Annotated in this window: 16 protein-coding genes, 1 tRNA gene and 1 pseudogene; 11 read left to right on the top strand and 7 right to left on the bottom strand. The window is 72.9% G+C overall.

The genetic code is table 11. The features are described 5' to 3' along the window. Nucleotides 1–22 precede the first annotated feature (22 nt). Nucleotides 23–1,933, bottom strand: coding sequence for an AfsR/SARP family transcriptional regulator (locus tag ACZ4XD_RS10525; RefSeq protein ID WP_468040286.1), 1,911 nt, complete (start codon nucleotides 1,931–1,933; stop codon nucleotides 23–25). A gap of 383 nt (nucleotides 1,934–2,316) precedes the next feature. Here ACZ4XD_RS10525 and ACZ4XD_RS10520 point away from each other — a divergent pair, with 383 nt between their 5' ends. The 3 genes from ACZ4XD_RS10520 (at nucleotide 2,317) to ACZ4XD_RS10510 (ending at nucleotide 3,734) form a co-directional block, all read left to right on the top strand. Next, on the top strand, nucleotides 2,317–2,829 hold the full coding sequence (locus ACZ4XD_RS10520) for a stress protein (protein ID WP_468040284.1): 513 nt from the start codon (nucleotides 2,317–2,319) through the stop codon (nucleotides 2,827–2,829). 189 nt (nucleotides 2,830–3,018) lie between these two features. Continuing rightward, nucleotides 3,019–3,573 (top strand): hypothetical protein, encoded by a 555-nt coding sequence (locus ACZ4XD_RS10515; RefSeq protein ID WP_468040282.1) that lies wholly within the window; start codon nucleotides 3,019–3,021, stop codon nucleotides 3,571–3,573. Then, nucleotides 3,570–3,734: a hypothetical protein gene (locus ACZ4XD_RS10510; RefSeq protein WP_468040280.1), complete on the top strand. Its 165-nt coding sequence runs from the start codon at nucleotides 3,570–3,572 to the stop codon at nucleotides 3,732–3,734. Before ACZ4XD_RS10515 ends, ACZ4XD_RS10510 begins: the two co-directional genes overlap by 4 nt. A 53-nt stretch (nucleotides 3,735–3,787) precedes the next feature. Here the strand turns inward: ACZ4XD_RS10510 and ACZ4XD_RS10505 are convergent, their stop codons facing one another. After that, a complete protein-coding gene (locus ACZ4XD_RS10505; RefSeq protein ID WP_468040278.1) occupies nucleotides 3,788–4,591 on the bottom strand; it encodes an exodeoxyribonuclease III in 804 nt (267 codons plus the stop codon). Between the two features lie 143 nt (nucleotides 4,592–4,734). Between ACZ4XD_RS10505 and ACZ4XD_RS10500 the strand changes: the two genes are divergently transcribed. The 8 genes from ACZ4XD_RS10500 (at nucleotide 4,735) to ACZ4XD_RS10465 (ending at nucleotide 11,955) form a co-directional block, all read left to right on the top strand. Then, nucleotides 4,735–5,220, top strand: coding sequence for a GNAT family N-acetyltransferase (locus ACZ4XD_RS10500; RefSeq protein WP_468040276.1), 486 nt, complete (start codon nucleotides 4,735–4,737; stop codon nucleotides 5,218–5,220). Nucleotides 5,221–5,353: 133 nt separating this feature from the next. Then, on the top strand, nucleotides 5,354–6,283 hold the full coding sequence (locus tag ACZ4XD_RS10495; protein WP_468040274.1) for an ABC transporter ATP-binding protein: 930 nt from the start codon (nucleotides 5,354–5,356) through the stop codon (nucleotides 6,281–6,283). Continuing rightward, on the top strand, nucleotides 6,280–7,269 hold the full coding sequence (locus ACZ4XD_RS10490) for an ABC transporter permease subunit (protein ID WP_468040272.1): 990 nt from the start codon (nucleotides 6,280–6,282) through the stop codon (nucleotides 7,267–7,269). Before ACZ4XD_RS10495 ends, ACZ4XD_RS10490 begins: the two co-directional genes overlap by 4 nt. Nucleotides 7,270–7,438: 169 nt before the next feature. Next, nucleotides 7,439–7,834: a GntR family transcriptional regulator gene (locus ACZ4XD_RS10485; protein ID WP_468040270.1), complete on the top strand. Its 396-nt coding sequence runs from the start codon at nucleotides 7,439–7,441 to the stop codon at nucleotides 7,832–7,834. Nucleotides 7,835–8,045: 211 nt separating this feature from the next. Beyond that, nucleotides 8,046–8,831: a MerR family transcriptional regulator gene (locus ACZ4XD_RS10480; protein ID WP_468040268.1), complete on the top strand. Its 786-nt coding sequence runs from the start codon at nucleotides 8,046–8,048 to the stop codon at nucleotides 8,829–8,831. Nucleotides 8,832–9,220: 389 nt separating this feature from the next. After that, entirely contained in the window at nucleotides 9,221–10,543 is a 1,323-nt protein-coding gene (locus ACZ4XD_RS10475) for a glycosyltransferase (RefSeq protein WP_468040266.1), read from the top strand. A 294-nt stretch (nucleotides 10,544–10,837) separates the two neighbouring features. Then, on the top strand, nucleotides 10,838–11,578 hold the full coding sequence (locus ACZ4XD_RS10470; protein ID WP_468040264.1) for a M23 family metallopeptidase: 741 nt from the start codon (nucleotides 10,838–10,840) through the stop codon (nucleotides 11,576–11,578). Nucleotides 11,579–11,769: 191 nt separating this feature from the next. Continuing rightward, nucleotides 11,770–11,955, top strand: a complete 186-nt coding sequence (locus ACZ4XD_RS10465; protein WP_468040262.1) for a hypothetical protein — start codon at nucleotides 11,770–11,772, stop codon at nucleotides 11,953–11,955. A gap of 126 nt (nucleotides 11,956–12,081) precedes the next feature. Here ACZ4XD_RS10465 and ACZ4XD_RS10460 read toward each other — a convergent pair. From ACZ4XD_RS10460 to moaC, 5 genes and pseudogenes are all read right to left on the bottom strand, one after another. After that, a tRNA-Ala gene (locus ACZ4XD_RS10460) sits at nucleotides 12,082–12,154 on the bottom strand. 75 nt (nucleotides 12,155–12,229) lie between these two features. Beyond that, nucleotides 12,230–13,261 carry a divisome protein SepX/GlpR gene (sepX, locus tag ACZ4XD_RS10455; RefSeq protein WP_468040260.1) on the bottom strand — a complete coding sequence of 344 codons (1,032 nt, stop codon included), beginning with the start codon at nucleotides 13,259–13,261 and terminating at the stop codon, nucleotides 12,230–12,232. Nucleotides 13,262–13,412: 151 nt separating this feature from the next. Next, nucleotides 13,413–14,027 carry a GNAT family N-acetyltransferase gene (locus ACZ4XD_RS10450; RefSeq protein ID WP_468040258.1) on the bottom strand — a complete coding sequence of 205 codons (615 nt, stop codon included), beginning with the start codon at nucleotides 14,025–14,027 and terminating at the stop codon, nucleotides 13,413–13,415. 14 nt (nucleotides 14,028–14,041) lie between these two features. Beyond that, entirely contained in the window at nucleotides 14,042–14,545 is a 504-nt protein-coding gene (locus tag ACZ4XD_RS10445; RefSeq protein WP_468040256.1) for a MogA/MoaB family molybdenum cofactor biosynthesis protein, read from the bottom strand. Continuing rightward, nucleotides 14,542–14,844 (bottom strand): annotated as a pseudogene (gene moaC, locus ACZ4XD_RS10440) (cyclic pyranopterin monophosphate synthase MoaC); the annotation flags it as partial. The gene ACZ4XD_RS10445 and the pseudogene moaC, both read right to left, overlap by 4 nt. Nucleotides 14,845–14,940: the final 96 nt, after the last annotated feature.

Below are 14,940 nucleotides of genomic sequence, written 5' to 3'. Positions count from 1 at the left end.
CGGGCCGCCGGGCGGCCACTGCTCAGTACCGCCCCGGCCCGTAGCGCGCCGTGTGGTCGCGCAGCCGCTGCCGGGCCAGGTCCCGCTCGGTCGGTGTCTCCTCGACCGCGACGAGCTGCTCGGCATAGATGCGCACCAGATCGGTCCGTACGTAGGACCCCTGCGCCTGCTCCTCGACCAGGTGCGCGTCGCCCAGTTCGGCGAGGTGGCGGTGGGTGCGGTCCGGATCGCGGCCGGCCAGCGCCGCGGCGGTGGGCGCGTCCACGTCCGGGCCGGGGTGCAGCCCGAGCAGGCGGAACAGCCGGGCGGCCCCGCTCGACAGCGCGCGATAGCTGAGATAGAGGCTGGTCTCCACCGCCAGATCGGCATCGTGCGCGGACAGCTCCTGGAGCCGGCGCCGCTCATCGGCCAGCTTCGCCGTCCAGTGCCCCAGCGACCAGTCGGGGTGCGCCATCAGCCGGGCCGCGGCGATCCGCAGCGCCAGCGGCAGTCGGTCGCACCGCTCGACGAGCGCCCTCGCGGCGTCCCGGTCCGCCGCGACGCGGGACCGGCCCAGCGCGTTGCCCAGCAGCTCCAGGGCGTCCTCCGCGGCGAACGGCCCGACCGTGAGCAGGGCCGCCCCGTCGCGGACCACCAGCCCGCTCAGCCGCCGCCGGCTGGTCACCACCGCCAGACAGCCCGGTGTCGCGGGCAGCAGCGGGCGCGCCTGCTCGGCCGTGCCGGCGTTGTCCAGCACGACGAGCAACCGCCGGCCGGCCAGCAGCGAGCGGTACAGCGCCGAGCGCTCCGCCAGGGGTTCGGGGATCCTCGCCTCCGGCACCCCCAACGCCCGCAGGAACATGGCCAGTACGGTGGCCGGCCGCATCGGGGGACGCTCGAAGCCCCGCAGATCGGCGAAGAGCTGCCCGTCGGGGAACTCGTCCTTGTGGGAGTGCGCCCAGTGCACCGCCAGCGTGGTCTTGCCGGTCCCTCCGGCGCCCGTGAGCACCACACAGTCGGGCCGCGGCAGCCGGTCCAGCTGCTGGTCCAGCGCGACGGTCTCCCGCACCCGGCCGCAGAAGTCGGCTATACGGGGCGGGAGTTGGGCCACGGCCGGGGGCGGGGACGAGGGGTAGCCGGAGCCGTACGGGACGGCGGGGCCGGGCCCCGGGCCGGAGCGCGGACGGGGGCCGGAGCCCGGGCCGGGGCCGGAGCCCGGACGCGGTCCGGAACCGGGACCCGGTCCGGCCGACGCGCGACCGGCGTACGGCGGGGCGCTCGCGGGCTTCCCGTCCAGCACCGCCAGATAGGTCTCCCGGAGGGCCGGGCCGGGGTCGATGCCCAACTGGTCCTTCAGATGCCGCCGGGTGCGGTGGTAGTGATCGAGGGCCTCGGCCTGTCTGCCGCTCGCCTGCAGCGCGCGCATCAGCAGCGCGGTCAGCTCCTCGTGCAGCGGATGCTCCGCGAGCCAGGCCATCAGCTCCGTGATCAGCTCCCCGTACCGGCCGAGCAGCAGCAGCTTGGCGCCGAGCTCCTGGAGCGCCGCCACCCTCGCCTGGGTCAGCCCGGCGCCCAGGGCCCGCCGCACCCGTTCACCGGGCACATCCGCCAGCGCCTCGCCCCGCCACAGCCCGAGCGCCTGACGCAGCTTCGCGACGGCGGTCCGCGGCTCGGCCTCGCGGGCCCCCGACACCAGATACCGGAACCGGTTGACGTCCACCGCACACGGATCGGCGAGCAGCACATACCCCTGGCCGCGGGTGGCGATCTCGGCCTGACCGACCAACAGCCGCCGCAACCGGTGCACATGGTTGTGGACCACGCCCCTCGCCCTGGCCGGCGGGTCGGCGTCCCAGGCCAGGTCGATCATTCTGCCGACCGTGATCACCTGATTGACCTCGCTGATCAGAATCGCGGCCACGGTACGCAGGCGGCCCGTTCCGAGGCTCAGCATTCGCCCATTGTTCACTTCGATTTCAACCGGCCCTAGTAGCCGCAACTGAACCATGGTGACCTCGATTTCACGCCGCCGATGCAGGCACGGCAAATCGCCTCTTTTTCCAGAAAGACCGCGGATGGGAACCTAGGGTTCCGTTTGCCTCGGCCGCTCTCACTATGTGGACACCGTCAGCGAATTGACGGAATGTCAATGAAAAAAGCGGGCTATCGGCGAAGACCGTGATCACGATGTGAGCGGATCATGAGCGCCGCCCTGAAACATCGCTTCCGTGCCGGTGACCGCCGCTTTCCCCCGCGGCCGTCCGGGCCACCTCTCCGGTCCCCCCCACCCGCACCGGGGGCCGGAGAGGCATGCATCCGTACCCATGGAGGAGAACCATGTCCAAGAAGAACCTCGTGAAGAAGAGCCTTGCCACGGCGGCCCTGTGCGCCGCGCTGGCCGGCACGGCCGTCGCCTTCCCGGCGACCGCCTCGGCGGCGCCCGCGGCCCCCGCCGCCGCGGCCGGCGAGTCGCCGGTCAGCGTCGGTGCCAACGCGAACCTCAACATGAACGTTGACGTTCTCGGCATCGCCAACAAGATCGAGGCGTCGATCAAGACCGCGCAGAACCGTGAGGGCTTCGTCAAGAGCTTCATGGAGTCGGCGTTCTACGCGGCCGGCGGCAAGTACAACGTCATGGTCCACAACCTGAGCCAGCCGTACGAGGACCACTTCAACGGTGTGCAGTCGTTCGGCACCGCCACCTATGACGGTGTCGTCTACGGCATCTGGGTCTTCGAGGACGGCGAGTTCACGAACCAGGGCGACGGCGGCTACATCAACTGGGCCTTCCGCGGCATCTTCGAGCGTCCCGACAACGGTGGCTACGTGAAGTTCTCGCGCGTCTCCTGACCCAGCGGTCACGCCACCCCCCAGCATGACGGCCCGCCGGAATCTCCGGCGGGCCGTTTTGCTGCCGCGGCGGCCGGGGACTCCTGCCGAAACCGCCCCGGTCCGGGCCGAGTTGGTGTAAACGTGGACAGGCACCGACGCGGCACGGCTCGGATCGCCATGAGCCGGGAGACATCGAGGGGGCCGTGAATGGCCGATGCACCAACACCCCCACCAGGAGACGGCGCGCCGGCCGGCACGGGCGGGACGATAGGCAACGCACCCGCGCTCGGCGGCGGCCTGTGGAACGGCTCCGGGGCCCCGGCAGCCGACCCCGCGGCCCTCAAAGCGGCCCGTCACAAAGCGCTGGAGAAACTCGGCCTGTGGTTCGTCTTCGCCGTCATCTTCGCGGTACTCCCGACCGTCGCCAAGTTCCTTCAGGGGCTCACCCAAAAGGGACACCAGAATCCGGGACTGTACGAGCTGGCCAGCCGGGCGGACCTCTACATCGTCTGTATGGGATTAACCGCCACGGCCATTGGTCAGGCGATGATGCGCACCGAGGGAAAGATGCCGAGAGCCCTCAAGCTGTGGAGCGTGTTCAACATCGTCGTGCTGACACTCGTGACTTTCCTGGCGGCGGGCACCGAAACGTCGGGAGTGGACCAGGTCGCGCTGGGACGGCAGTCCCTGGTGCTGCTCGGCGCCACCTTGGTCAGCACCGGGTGGACCACGTATCTGTGCGAATTGGAGGTGTCACCGTGACTGGGTTCGAATACTTCTCCGCCATTGCCACCTTCGCCTCGGCCGCCATTGCCGTGATCGGCTCCGTCTTCAGCGCGAGTTCCTCGGAGGCCGTCCGTGACGCTCTCGGCAAGCTGGCGGAACACCTGAGAGGGAGGCACAACAAGCCCCCGGGCAATTAGGCACGACGGCAGGGAGACCGAGGCCCCTGCCCCGGGGCCCTCGCGACGGCTCCCTACCGTTCGAAGACCACCGTCACCGGCGCATGGTCGGACCACCGCTGGTCATGGCTGGCCGCCCGCTCCACATACGCCTTCACCGCACGCGCGGCGAGCCCCGGAGTGGCCATGGCGTAGTCGATCCGCCAGCCCGCGTCGTTGTCGAAGGCGCGGCCGCGGTACGACCACCACGAGTACGGGCCCTCGGTGTCCGGGTGCAGGGCGCGGACGACGTCCACGTAGCCGCCGCGGGTCTCGTCCAGGACGTCGGTCAGCCAGGCGCGCTCCTCCGGGAGGAAACCGGCCTTCTTCCGGTTGGCCTTCCAGTTCTTCAGGTCGGCCTCCTGGTGCGCGATGTTCCAGTCACCGCAGACCACCACCTCACGGCCGTCCGCCGCGGCCCGCTTGCGCAGCCCGACGAGGTACGGCAGGAACTCCGCCAGGAAGCGTTCCTTCTCGTCCTGCCGCTCCGTGCCGACCTCCCCGGAGGGGAGATAGAGGCTGGCGACGGTCACACCGGGCAGGTCCGCCTCGACATAGCGACCGCTGGTGTCGAATTCCGCCGAGCCGAAGCCGACCTGGACACGGTCCGGCTCCCGCCGGGTGTAGAGCGAGACACCGGCCCGGCCCTTGGCGGCCGCCGGGGCGTGCACGGTGTACCAGCCCGCGGGCTGGCGCACCTCGTCCGGGAGCTGGGCGGGCTCGGCCCGGACCTCTTGCAGGCACAGCACATCCGCCGCGGTCTCCGCCAGCCACGGGACGAAGCCCTTCTTGGCCGCGGCGCGCAGCCCGTTCACGTTCACCGAGGTCACGGTGTACAAAACCCTCACCCAGCCCTTTCCCGGCCCCATCGCTTCGCCTCGGGCCAGGGGTCAGGCTCCCATACCCCCGGGCGCCCGGCCGTCGCGGGCCGCGGCCCCCGCCTCGTCGCGCCCGCCATCCGCCCGCCCGTACGCTTTCTGGAATGGAGATACGCCCCGTCCGCTATGACCACCCCGACGCGGTCGCCCTCGACGCGCTGGTGCAGCAGGAGTACGCCCGGCGCTACGGCGACGACGGCGACATCACCCCGCTCACCCCGGAGATGTTCACCCCGCCGCACGGCATGTATCTGATCGCGTACGACGGCCCCCGCCCGCTGGCCACCGGCGGATGGCGGCGGCAGGAGGACGCGGCGGAGGGGTACGCGGTCGGCGACGCCGAGATCAAGCGGATGTTCGTGCTCCCGGAGGCGCGCGGACGGGGGCTGGCCCGGCGGATCCTGGCCGCCCTGGAAGCGGACGCACGGGCCGCGGGGCGCTCCCGCATGGTGCTGGAGACCGGGACCAAGCAGCCGGAGGCACTGGAGCTGTACGCCTCCAGCGGCTATGCGATGGTCGAGAAGTTCGGTCTGTACCGGACGTATGAGGACAGCCGCTGTATGGCGAAGGCGCTGGTGGCCGAGGGCTGAGGCAGCCGGGGCAGCCCTCCGTCCGGCGCGGGCGGAGGACTGCCCCGCCACCTCCGCCCACCCTTTGTTGACATGCCTCCGCCCCGCTCCCCATACTCATTCCACTAATCAACTAGCTAAAGGGGGGATCCGGGTGAGCGACCCGAGCCCATGGGCCATCGAGGCCGAAGGACTGGGGAAGAAGTACCGCCGCGGCTGGGCGCTGCGGGACTGCTCCTTCCGGCTCCCGGCGGGCCATATCTGCGCCCTCGTCGGCCCCAACGGCGCCGGCAAGAGCACCTTCCTGGGCACCGCGACCCGGCTGGTGCAGCCGACCACCGGCACCCTGAAGCTGTTCGGCGTCCCCGTCTCCGACCCGGCCGTGCTGTCCCGGGTCGCCTTCCTCGCCCAGGACAAGCCGCTCTACCCCCGCTTCACGGTGGCCGAGACGCTGCGGCTGGGCCGTGAGCTCAACCCGCGCTGGGACCAGGCGCTGGCCGAGCGCATCGTGCGGTCCGGCAAGGTGCCGCTCAGCGCCCGCGTCGGCACCCTCTCGGGCGGCCAGCGCACCCGCGTCGCCTTCGCCCTCGCCTTCGGCAAGCGGCCCGAGCTGCTGCTGCTCGACGAGCCGATGTCCGACCTCGACCCGCTCGCCCGGCACGAGCTGTCCGGGCTGCTGATGGCCGAGGCCGCCGAACACGGCACGACCGTCCTGATGTCGTCCCACATGCTCTCCGAGATGGAGGTCATGTGTGACTACCTCGTCGTCCTCGCCGAGGGCCGGCTGCGGATGGCCGGCCGGACCGAGGACCTGATCCCCGCCCACCTGCTGGTGACGGGCGTCGCCGAGGGGGACGACGGGGTGCCCGGGGAACTGCGCCGGCACCACACCGTCATCGAATCCCGGGTCACCGGGCGGCAGTTCAGCGCCCTGGTCCGCACCGGCGGGCCGCTCTCCGACAGCTGGGAGGTGCTGGCGCCGAGCATGGAGGAGGTCCTGCTGGCCTATCTGCGCGCGCCCGACGCCCCCACCCTCGTCATGGACGAGGCCGGCACCGGCGGAGCGGGGGAAGCCGCGGCATGAGCACGACCCACACGTCCGGCCCGGCCGCTACGGCAACCGGCCGCCGCGGTCTGCTGCACGGCCTGCCCTGGCTGGTCTGGCGCCGGCACCGCGCCTTCCTGCGCCTGGCCCTGCTGGCCACCATCGTGGGCTGCGCCGCCTTCGCCTACCAGCGCATCGGCGTACAGGACTTCCTGCACACCCACGGCACCACGCCCGACCTCGACGGACGGCTGGTCAACGCGTTCCGGAACAGCTACGGCTCGGCGATCGACAGCGACATCGCCCTGGTGCGGTACCTGCCCGTCGTCGCCGGCATCTTCCTCGGCGCACCGCTGATCGGGGGCGAGCAGGAGCACGGCACCGTCAAGCTGGTCACCACCCAGTCGGTGAGCCGCGGCCGCTGGATCGCCGCCACGCTCGGGCTGCCGCTGGCCGTCGCGGTGCTGTGCGCCACCCTGCTGTCGGCCGTCTTCACCTGGCTGTGGACCCCGGCCCACGAGCTGATCGCGACCGGCGACTGGCTGGCGGGCGGCCCCTTCGACAGCACCGGCCCCGTCCCCGTCGCCATGACCCTGCTCCTGACCTCCTGCGGTATCGCCCTCGGCATGCTGATCAAGCGGGTGGTGCCGGCCATGGCGGCCACCGCCGTCCTCGCCGTGGTCGCCGACGTGCTCTGGGCCGAGCAGGTACGCCCCCGGCTCGGCACTCTGCGCAGCGTCAGCTACCCGTATGGCTCCGACAGCGGCCCCCGCCTGCCGTCCGACGCCGTACGGATGGACGACTGGGTGTCCACCGCGGACGGCAAGCTCTACGGCTTCGGCACCTGCGTCAACGGCGACGCCGAGGCGTGCCGGGCCAAGCTGGGCATCGTCAACCGGGTGACCCAGTACTTCGACTACGGGCAGATGGCCGGGATGCAGTGGCGGGGCGCGGCGATTCTGCTGGCACTGGCCGTCGTGGTGCTGGCGTTCGTCGTGTGGCGGGCACACCGGCGGCCGCTCTGAACGGCCTGCCGCGCGACGGCCGGTACGGGCGGCCGGCCGCGGGAGAATTGCGGACGGGGCACCTCCCGGGAGGCGCTTTGACACCCGGGACGGCCGGCCTGATCATCAAGCGGTCGGGCAGCCCGGCCCCGGCGCCCCACAGGACGGCACGGGTGGAAGAAGCAGAGAGGTGGTGAGCGTCGTCGAGTTCCGGATCGACCGCCGCAGCGGTGTCGCCACCTACCTCCAGATCGTCCAACAGGTCCAGCAGGCACTGCGGTTGGGCGTCCTGGTGGAGGGCGACCGGCTGCCGACCGCCGCCCAGGTGGCCGCCACGACCAAGGTCAACCCCAATACGACCCTCAAGGCCTACCGCGAGCTGGAGCGGGAGGGCCTGGTCGAACCACGCCCCGGCCTCGGCACCTTCGTCAGCCGTACGCTCGCCCGCCCCCAGTCCGCCGCGGACGCCCTGCTCCGCGAGGAACTCCGCTCATGGATGGACCGCGCCCGCGCCGAGGGCCTGGACCGGGAAGACGTCCAGGCGCTGGTGACCTCGGTGCTCCAGGACCGGTATCCGGACGGCTGAGCCGGCCGGACGGGCCCGGCGCCCGCCCTCTCGCACGGCCCCGGACGGGGCGGGCCGCCCCCGGCACCCGCCCCGTCCCCGTCCCCGTCCCGCTTGACCCTCACGCCACGTCAGGCTCCACTCTGAAGCCGCGGCACGGCCCCGGCCACCGGTGACCTCACCACCGGAAGACGGCGGGCCGACCGGACATGACGGGACGAAAGGCGCTGCGATGAGCTACTCGGTCGGGCAGGTCTCCGGCTTCGCGGGGATCACGGTGCGGACCCTGCACCACTACGACAAGTCCGGTCTGCTCTCCCCCAGCGACCGCAGCCCCGCCGGCTACCGCCTCTACAGCGATGCCGACCTCGCGCGGCTCCAGCAGATCCTCTTCTACCGGGAACTCGGCTTCCCCCTCGACGAGATCGCCACCATCCTGGCGGACCCTCAGGCCAACGCACTGGACCACCTCCGCGCCCGGCACCGCCTCCTCAACGACCAGATCACCAAGCTGCGACGGCTGGTCGAGGTCGCCGAACACGCCATGGAGGTCCAGCAGACCGGCGTGGAGCTGACCCCCGAGGAGCGGTTCGAGGTCTTCGGCGAGGTCACCTTCGACCTGACCTACGCCACCCAGGCCCACCTCAAGTGGCAGCACCGCGAGGGCCATCAGCGCTCGATGGCGCGGGCCGCCGCGCACTCCAAGGAGGACTGGGCGAAAATCATGACCGAGGCCGCCGACTGGCGCCTGCGGCTCCGCACCGCCTTCGACGCCGGGGAGCCGGCGGACGGCACCCCCGCCATGGACCTCGCGGAGGAACACCGGCAGCACATCGCCCGCTGGTTCACCCCGTGCCCCACCGACATGCACGCCCGGATCGCCGACGACTTCGCCGCCGACCCCCGCGCCTTCGCCCTGGTCGTCCCACCCACCGAACAACGCCCCGGCCTCGCCCCCTACCTGCGCACCGCCGTACACGCCAACGCGATCCGCCGGTCGCCGGGCGACGGGGGCTGAGGGGCGGCTGCCGGTACGGGGGGCGAGGGGCGGGGCTCCCGGTACGGGCTGAGGGGCGGGCAACTGCCGGTCACGGGGGTGCCGGGCAGCTGCCGGTACGGGGGGAAGGGGCGGGCAACTGCCGGTCACGGGGGTGCCGTGCAGTTGCCCGCCCGGGGGCAACCGCCGGGCGGCTGCCGGTCGGGTGGGCTGAGGCATCCGCCACATCGCCATGCCGGCCACGCGCGGCAAGCGCGGCGGGTCCGCCTTACGCGGCATACCCGCCACGGCAGCCCTCCCCGCCACGCCCGCCCCCGGCGAGACCCGACCCAACCCGATCCGGCCCGACCCGGCCCGACCCAACCCGATCCGATCCGCCCCCATCCGACCCCGAGAAGGCTGAGCGCCCCATGACAAAGATCCTGATCACGGCCGCCGGATCGTACGGCGACATCGCCCCGTACACCGGCCTGGGCGCCCGGCTCCGCGCGACCGGCCACGAGGTCGCCCTCGCCACCCACGACAGCTACGCCGCACTCGTACGGGCCGCCGGCCTGGAGTTCCGCCCGCTGCCGGCCGACCCCCGCACCCGCCGCGCCGCCACCACGGACACGGCGGACACCGCTGATACCGCGGACACCGCCGAGCCGGGCCGTCCCTCGGGCCCGGGCGGCAACCGCGCCCTGATGCGCCAGGCATCCGCCTTCATCAAGGAACTGGGCGGCGGCCTCGCCGACGCCGTCCGCGAGGACACCGGCCTGCTCCTGCTCTCCGCCACCACCGCACCGCTCGGCCATCACCTCGCGGAGGCGCGGGGCATCCCGTTCCTGGACCTGCCCCTCGTGCCCGGCGCCCCCACCGGCGACTTCGCCCCGGTGGTCAGCGGCGGCCGCTCACTGGGCCGCTGGGGCAACCGCGCCGCCGGCCGGCTCTCCCTCCGCATCGTCGACCGCCTCTACGCCGACGCGACCCGTGAGCTGCGTGCCCGCCTCGGACTGCCGCCCGCCACGCCCCGTACGGTCCGCCGCCGTGCCGAAACCGCCGGCCGGCCGGTCCTGCACGGCTTCAGCGAGGTCCTGGTGCCCCGCCCCACGGACTGGCGCCCCGGCCTCGACGTCGTGGGCAACTGGTGGCCCTGGCATGCGCCGGACGACCGACTCCCGCCCGTAGTCGAGGACTTCCTGGCCGCGGGCCCGCCCCCGGTCTTCATCGGCTTCGGCAGCATGGCGGGCGGCGAGGGCGAACGCCTGAGTGCTCTCGCGGCAGCCGCCCTGCGCCGCGCCAAGGTCCGCGGCATCCTCCAGTCCGGCTGGGCCGGCCTGTCCGCCGGGCACACCTCCGCGGACGCCGACCTCCTCACCATCGGCGAGGTCCCGCACGCCCTCCTCTTCCCCCGGATGGCCGCGGTGGTGCACCACTGCGGCGCCGGCACCGCCGCCGCGGGCGTACGCGCCGGAGTCCCCACCATCCCCGTCCCGGTCACCGCCGACCAGCCCTTCTGGGCCGCCCGCCTGGCCTTGCTGGGCGTCGCCACCGCCCCGATCCCCTTCAAGGAGCTGTCCGGGGACCGCGCCGTCGCCCGCCTGTCCCAGGCCATCACCCAGGCCACCGCCGCCCCGGCCCGCCGCGATCACGCCCGCGCCGCCGCCCACCGTCTCGCCGCCGAGGACGGCGCCGGCGAGGTCCTCAAGGCAGTCGAACACCTGGCAGAAACCGCACACCCGACGAGCTGAGCCACCCCCGGCCCCGGCCGGCACCGGCCCGACCTCGCCCCGCCCACCTGCCCGACCCCATCCCGTCCACCTGCCCGAGCTCACCCCCACCCGCCAACCGTCCGAGCTCGCCCCCACCCGCCGCCCGCCCGAGCTGCTCCCTCACCGCCCGCCCGAACTCGCCCCGCCGCCCGAGCTCATCCCTCACCACCCGCCCGAACAAGACCCGCCCGGCGGACGCTCCTCCACCCAATCGGCGGCCCGGTGCCCCGCCCCGGGATGCGCGCGCCCGCCACCAGGCGTGGGCTCGCAACTATGACCACGTTCCGCAAAAGCACCCCGCTGCGCAGAATGCTGCTGCTCGCCATGGCCCCGACGGCCACGAGCTGCGTCCTCGCCCTGGCGGCCTCCCAGGCGGCCCTCGCCGCCCCGGCCGGCACCGTGGATCACCCCACGAAGGTCCGCCACCGCATCAGCTCGCCCTACGGCGTCCGCGGCAGCTGGCAGGCCGGTCACCACACGGGCATAGATCTCGCCGTCCGCACCGGGACCAAGGTCAGGTCCGTGGGCTCCGGCATCGTGGTGCTCGCCAAACGGTCGGGCGCCTACGGGAAGGCCGTGACGATCCGGATGAACGACGGCCACTACACCCTCTTCGGCCACCTCTCCCGCATCACGGTCCGCCCCGGCCAGAAGGTCCGCGCCCGCACCCACCTCGGCTACAGCGGCGCCACCGGCCGCGCCACCGGCCCGCACCTCCACTTCGAGGTCCGCACCAGCCGCCACTACGGCTCGGACATCAACCCCCTCCCCTACCTGGCCAAACGCGGCATCCACCTCACCCACCCCACCCCCACCTCACACCCGCACCGCCCCCACACCCGCCCCAGACACCACGCCCGCACCCACGGCCACGGCCACGCCCACGGCCACACCCGCACCCACACCCGCACCCACAGCCACAGCCACAGCCACAGCCACAGCCACAGCCACAGCCACAGCCATCATCACCGCCCTCACCACCGCCCCAAGCACCCTCACCGCCACCGCCGCTAGCCCCCACCGCCGACAGGCCCCCGCCCCACTCCCCTTGAGTCCCCCTCAGCCCGCACCCGGCCGGTCGCCGAGGCCGAGCGGGGACCGACCGGCCACTCAACCGCCGCCCGATGGCGGCCGCCTCTCCCACCCCAGTGGGTGCTGTACTTTCCTGCTGTACACAGGGGTGGGATGAGCACGCCGGGGGACCCGTGGCAGCGTTCGGTTTCGTCTTCGTCATGCTGCCGTGCCTCGCCATCGCCGGCTTCACATGCTTCGCCGCATGCCGCGCCCAGCGCCCCAAGGTGTTCAGGCTCCTGGCCGCCGTCTGCCTGACCGCCGGCCTGGCCGCGGCCCTCACCCCCGTCGGCGTCATGCTCTGGCTCTTCACCCTCTGATTCCCGCCGGGACCGCAGCGGCAGCTCCGCGAGCGGCGGTTGGCGCCCGGCCACCGCCGACACGGACCGGCACGACATACGAAAAAGCCCCCACCGGATATCCCCGGCGGGGGCTTTGACGTGCTGTGGACCTGAGGGGATTCGAACCCCTGACCCCCTCGTTGCGAACGAGGTGCGCTACCAGCTGCGCCACAGGCCCTTGCGACGAGTGAAACTCTAGCATCTCGGTCGCGGTGCTCGGAAATCGCTTCCGGTGCTGGTCAGCGGAGGGCCGTCACTCGTTCGCCGCGCGTGGGCGGTCCTCGTCCTCGTACTGGTCGAAGAGGGGGGTGCGGCCCCGGGCGCGGCGGCCGGGGTGGGTGGGGCGGTCCGCCTGGGGGTCGTGGTGGGGGTGGTCGGCGGCGGCGCTGGAGCGGGCGGAGCTCCAGGCGTCGTCGGCGTCCAGGTCGACATGGCTGGTGGCGCGCGGGGCGACCGGGGCGGTGACGTAGGTGGGGAGGGGGACCGGGACCGGCTCCCAGCTGCCGGGGGCGGGGCGCTCGCGTTCGCGCTGCTGGTCGACCCACTCGGCGTGGTCGGTCTCCTCCACCAGGGCGCGGCGGCCCGCGGTGTGGGCGGGGGTCGCGGGGCGGGGCGGTTCCGGGGCGGCCTCGGCCGGGAGGTCAGGGCCGGCCTCGGCCGGGAGGTCGTCGGCGGGCGGCTGGTCGGCCGCCTGCGGAGGGCGGCGCCGGCCCTCCCGCAGCCGCTGGGCCGCGGCCTCCGCCTTGCGCCGGTCCATGGTGAAGGTGAAGCGCCGCCGCTCCTGGGCGCGCAGGTAAATGATGTACGCGGTCAGGAGGAGGGCGGGGAGGGCGGGGGCCCAGAGGAAGGGGAGGCCGCCGACCGCGGCGACGATGGCGCCGACGGTGAAGGTGAGGAACAGGATGGTGGTGGTGCGACGGCGGCGGGCGAGGACCTTGGCGCGCTTGGTCCGCTCGGCGGCGGAGGGGCGCGGAGGAGCGGACTGCACCCGGGTGTGGCCGGCCTCGGCCGGGTCCGCAGCGGGGTCGCCAAAGGCCCGGGCGGCGGCCTCGTCGGCCGGAGCGTCCGGGTCCGCTTCGCCCTCATCGTCGGCGGGGTATTCCCCGTGCCGCTTGTCGTAGCGGCGCTGCATGGCCGCGCGTCCGGACAGCAGCCGGATGGCGGTGCTGAAACGCTCGGTCGGACGGGCCTCGTTGAGCTCGTCCTGCCTACGGAGCCACATCGGCACCAAATAGGCAGCCCAGGCCCCGACGATGACTGCGTAGATGAGGCCGCTGCTTCTCACAACTCACACGGTAGAGGGGTTTGCATGGGGCCATCCGCCAATTGGGCCGGTGTGTCGCACGATCTGGCTGATATCTCGAACTTTTTTGTGATCGTAGAGATCAGCTCCTCCGCCGATCCGGTCATTCGGCGAATGTATTCGAACATTTATTTTATTTGTGGGGTGCGCCGGGTGTCCGGGGTTTCCTTCGCCGCCAGCGGTTGAGCAGCCCTTCGGGCACCTCTTCCGCGGTGAGGACGAAAACCGCGTGGTCGCGCCAGGCGCCGTCGATGTGCAGGTAGCGCGGGCGGATGCCTTCTTCGCGGAACCCGAGCTTTTCGACCACCCGGCGGCTGGGGGTGTTCTCCGGGCGAATGCAGATCTCGATGCGGTGCAGGCCCACGGCCCGGAAGCAGTGGTCGACTGCGAGCGCCACGGCCGTCGGGATGACACCGCGGCCGGCGACTTCCTGGTCGACCCAGTAGCCGATATGGGCGGAGCACATGGAGCCCCAGGTGATACCCGCGACCGTCAGCTGGCCGACGAGCCGGCCGCGGTATTCGACGACGAACGGCAGCATCCGACCGGCGTGCGCCTCGCCGCGGAGATGGCGGACCATCTGACGGAACGTGGGGCGGTTCGGCGGCGCGAGGCCCGGCGGGGGCGGCGGGATGGTGGCTTCCCAGGGGCGCAGCCAGTCGCGGTTGCGGCGGTTGACCTCGCGCCAGGCCCGTTGGTCGCGCACCCTTATCGGGCGGAGGGTGACCTCACCGTCCGTCAGGATCACCGGCCAGGGCGCGTTCAGCTCGGGCTCCCGGAAGGTCTGGGGTGGTCGCCGCCGCGGATCTGGTCGACGGCGTGCGGCAGCAGGTCGGTGAGGACGGCGAGGCCGTCGCGGACGCCGCCGGAGGAGCCGGGGAGGTTGACGATCAGGGTCGTACCGGCGACGCCGGCCAGGCCGCGGGAGAGCGCGGCGGTGGGGACCTTCGTGCGGCCGGCGGCGCGGATCGCCTCGGGGATGCCGGGGACCTCGTAGTCCAGGACCCGGCGGGTGGCCTCGGGGGTGCGGTCGGTGGGTGACAGGCCCGTGCCGCCGGTGGTGAGGATGACGGCGTACGCGGCGGAGGAGACGGCGCCGCGCAGGGCGGCTTCGACCGGGTCGCCGTCGGGCACCACCTGCGGGCCGTCGACCTCGAAGCCCATGGCCGCCAGGCCCTCGGCGAGCAGCGGACCGCTCTTGTCGGCGTACAGGCCGGCCGCGGCGCGGTTGGAGGCGGTGACGACGAGGGCGCGGGCGGAGGTCATGACCGGCTCCAGTCGCCGGACTTGCCGCCGGTCTTCTCCTCCACACGGATGTCGGAGATCACCGCGGCCTTGTCGACGGCCTTGACCATGTCGATGACGGTGAGGGCGGCGACGGAGACCGCGGTCAGCGCCTCCATTTCGACGCCGGTGCGGTCGGTGGTCTTGACCGTGGCTGTGATCTCGACGGCGTCGTCGGCGACGGTGAGGTCGACCGTGACGCCGGAGACGGCCAGCGGGTGGCAGAGCGGGATCAGCTCGGGGGTGCGCTTGGCGCCCATGATGCCGGCGATCCGGGCGGTGGGGGGGGGGGGGGGGGGGGGGGGGGGGGGGGGGGGGGGGGGGGGGGGGGGGGGGGGGGGGGAAGGCGGAGGAAGACGCAGCCGGATAAGCGAGGT

The organism is Streptomyces sp. NPDC029466 (assembly GCF_055574515.1).
The sequence above is the reverse complement of the archived record's forward strand: the minus strand, read 5'-3'. Positions and strand labels throughout refer to the sequence as shown.

Bases quoted from the DNA above. Each gene is read 5' to 3' on its own strand.
- ACZ4XD_RS10480 (WP_468040268.1), top strand. From the start codon at position 8,046: ATGAGCTACTCGGTCGGGCAGGTCTCCGGCTTCGCGGGGATCACGGTG.
- ACZ4XD_RS10500 (WP_468040276.1), top strand. From the start codon at position 4,735: ATGGAGATACGCCCCGTCCGCTATGACCACCCCGACGCGGTCGCCCTC.
- ACZ4XD_RS10490 (WP_468040272.1), top strand. From the start codon at position 6,280: ATGAGCACGACCCACACGTCCGGCCCGGCCGCTACGGCAACCGGCCGC.
- ACZ4XD_RS10515 (WP_468040282.1), top strand. From the start codon at position 3,019: ATGGCCGATGCACCAACACCCCCACCAGGAGACGGCGCGCCGGCCGGC.
- ACZ4XD_RS10525 (WP_468040286.1), bottom strand. From the start codon at position 1,933: ATGCTGAGCCTCGGAACGGGCCGCCTGCGTACCGTGGCCGCGATTCTG.
- ACZ4XD_RS10475 (WP_468040266.1), top strand. From the start codon at position 9,221: ATGACAAAGATCCTGATCACGGCCGCCGGATCGTACGGCGACATCGCC.
- ACZ4XD_RS10470 (WP_468040264.1), top strand. From the start codon at position 10,838: ATGACCACGTTCCGCAAAAGCACCCCGCTGCGCAGAATGCTGCTGCTC.
- ACZ4XD_RS10445 (WP_468040256.1), bottom strand. From the start codon at position 14,545: ATGACCTCCGCCCGCGCCCTCGTCGTCACCGCCTCCAACCGCGCCGCG.
- ACZ4XD_RS10520 (WP_468040284.1), top strand. From the start codon at position 2,317: ATGTCCAAGAAGAACCTCGTGAAGAAGAGCCTTGCCACGGCGGCCCTG.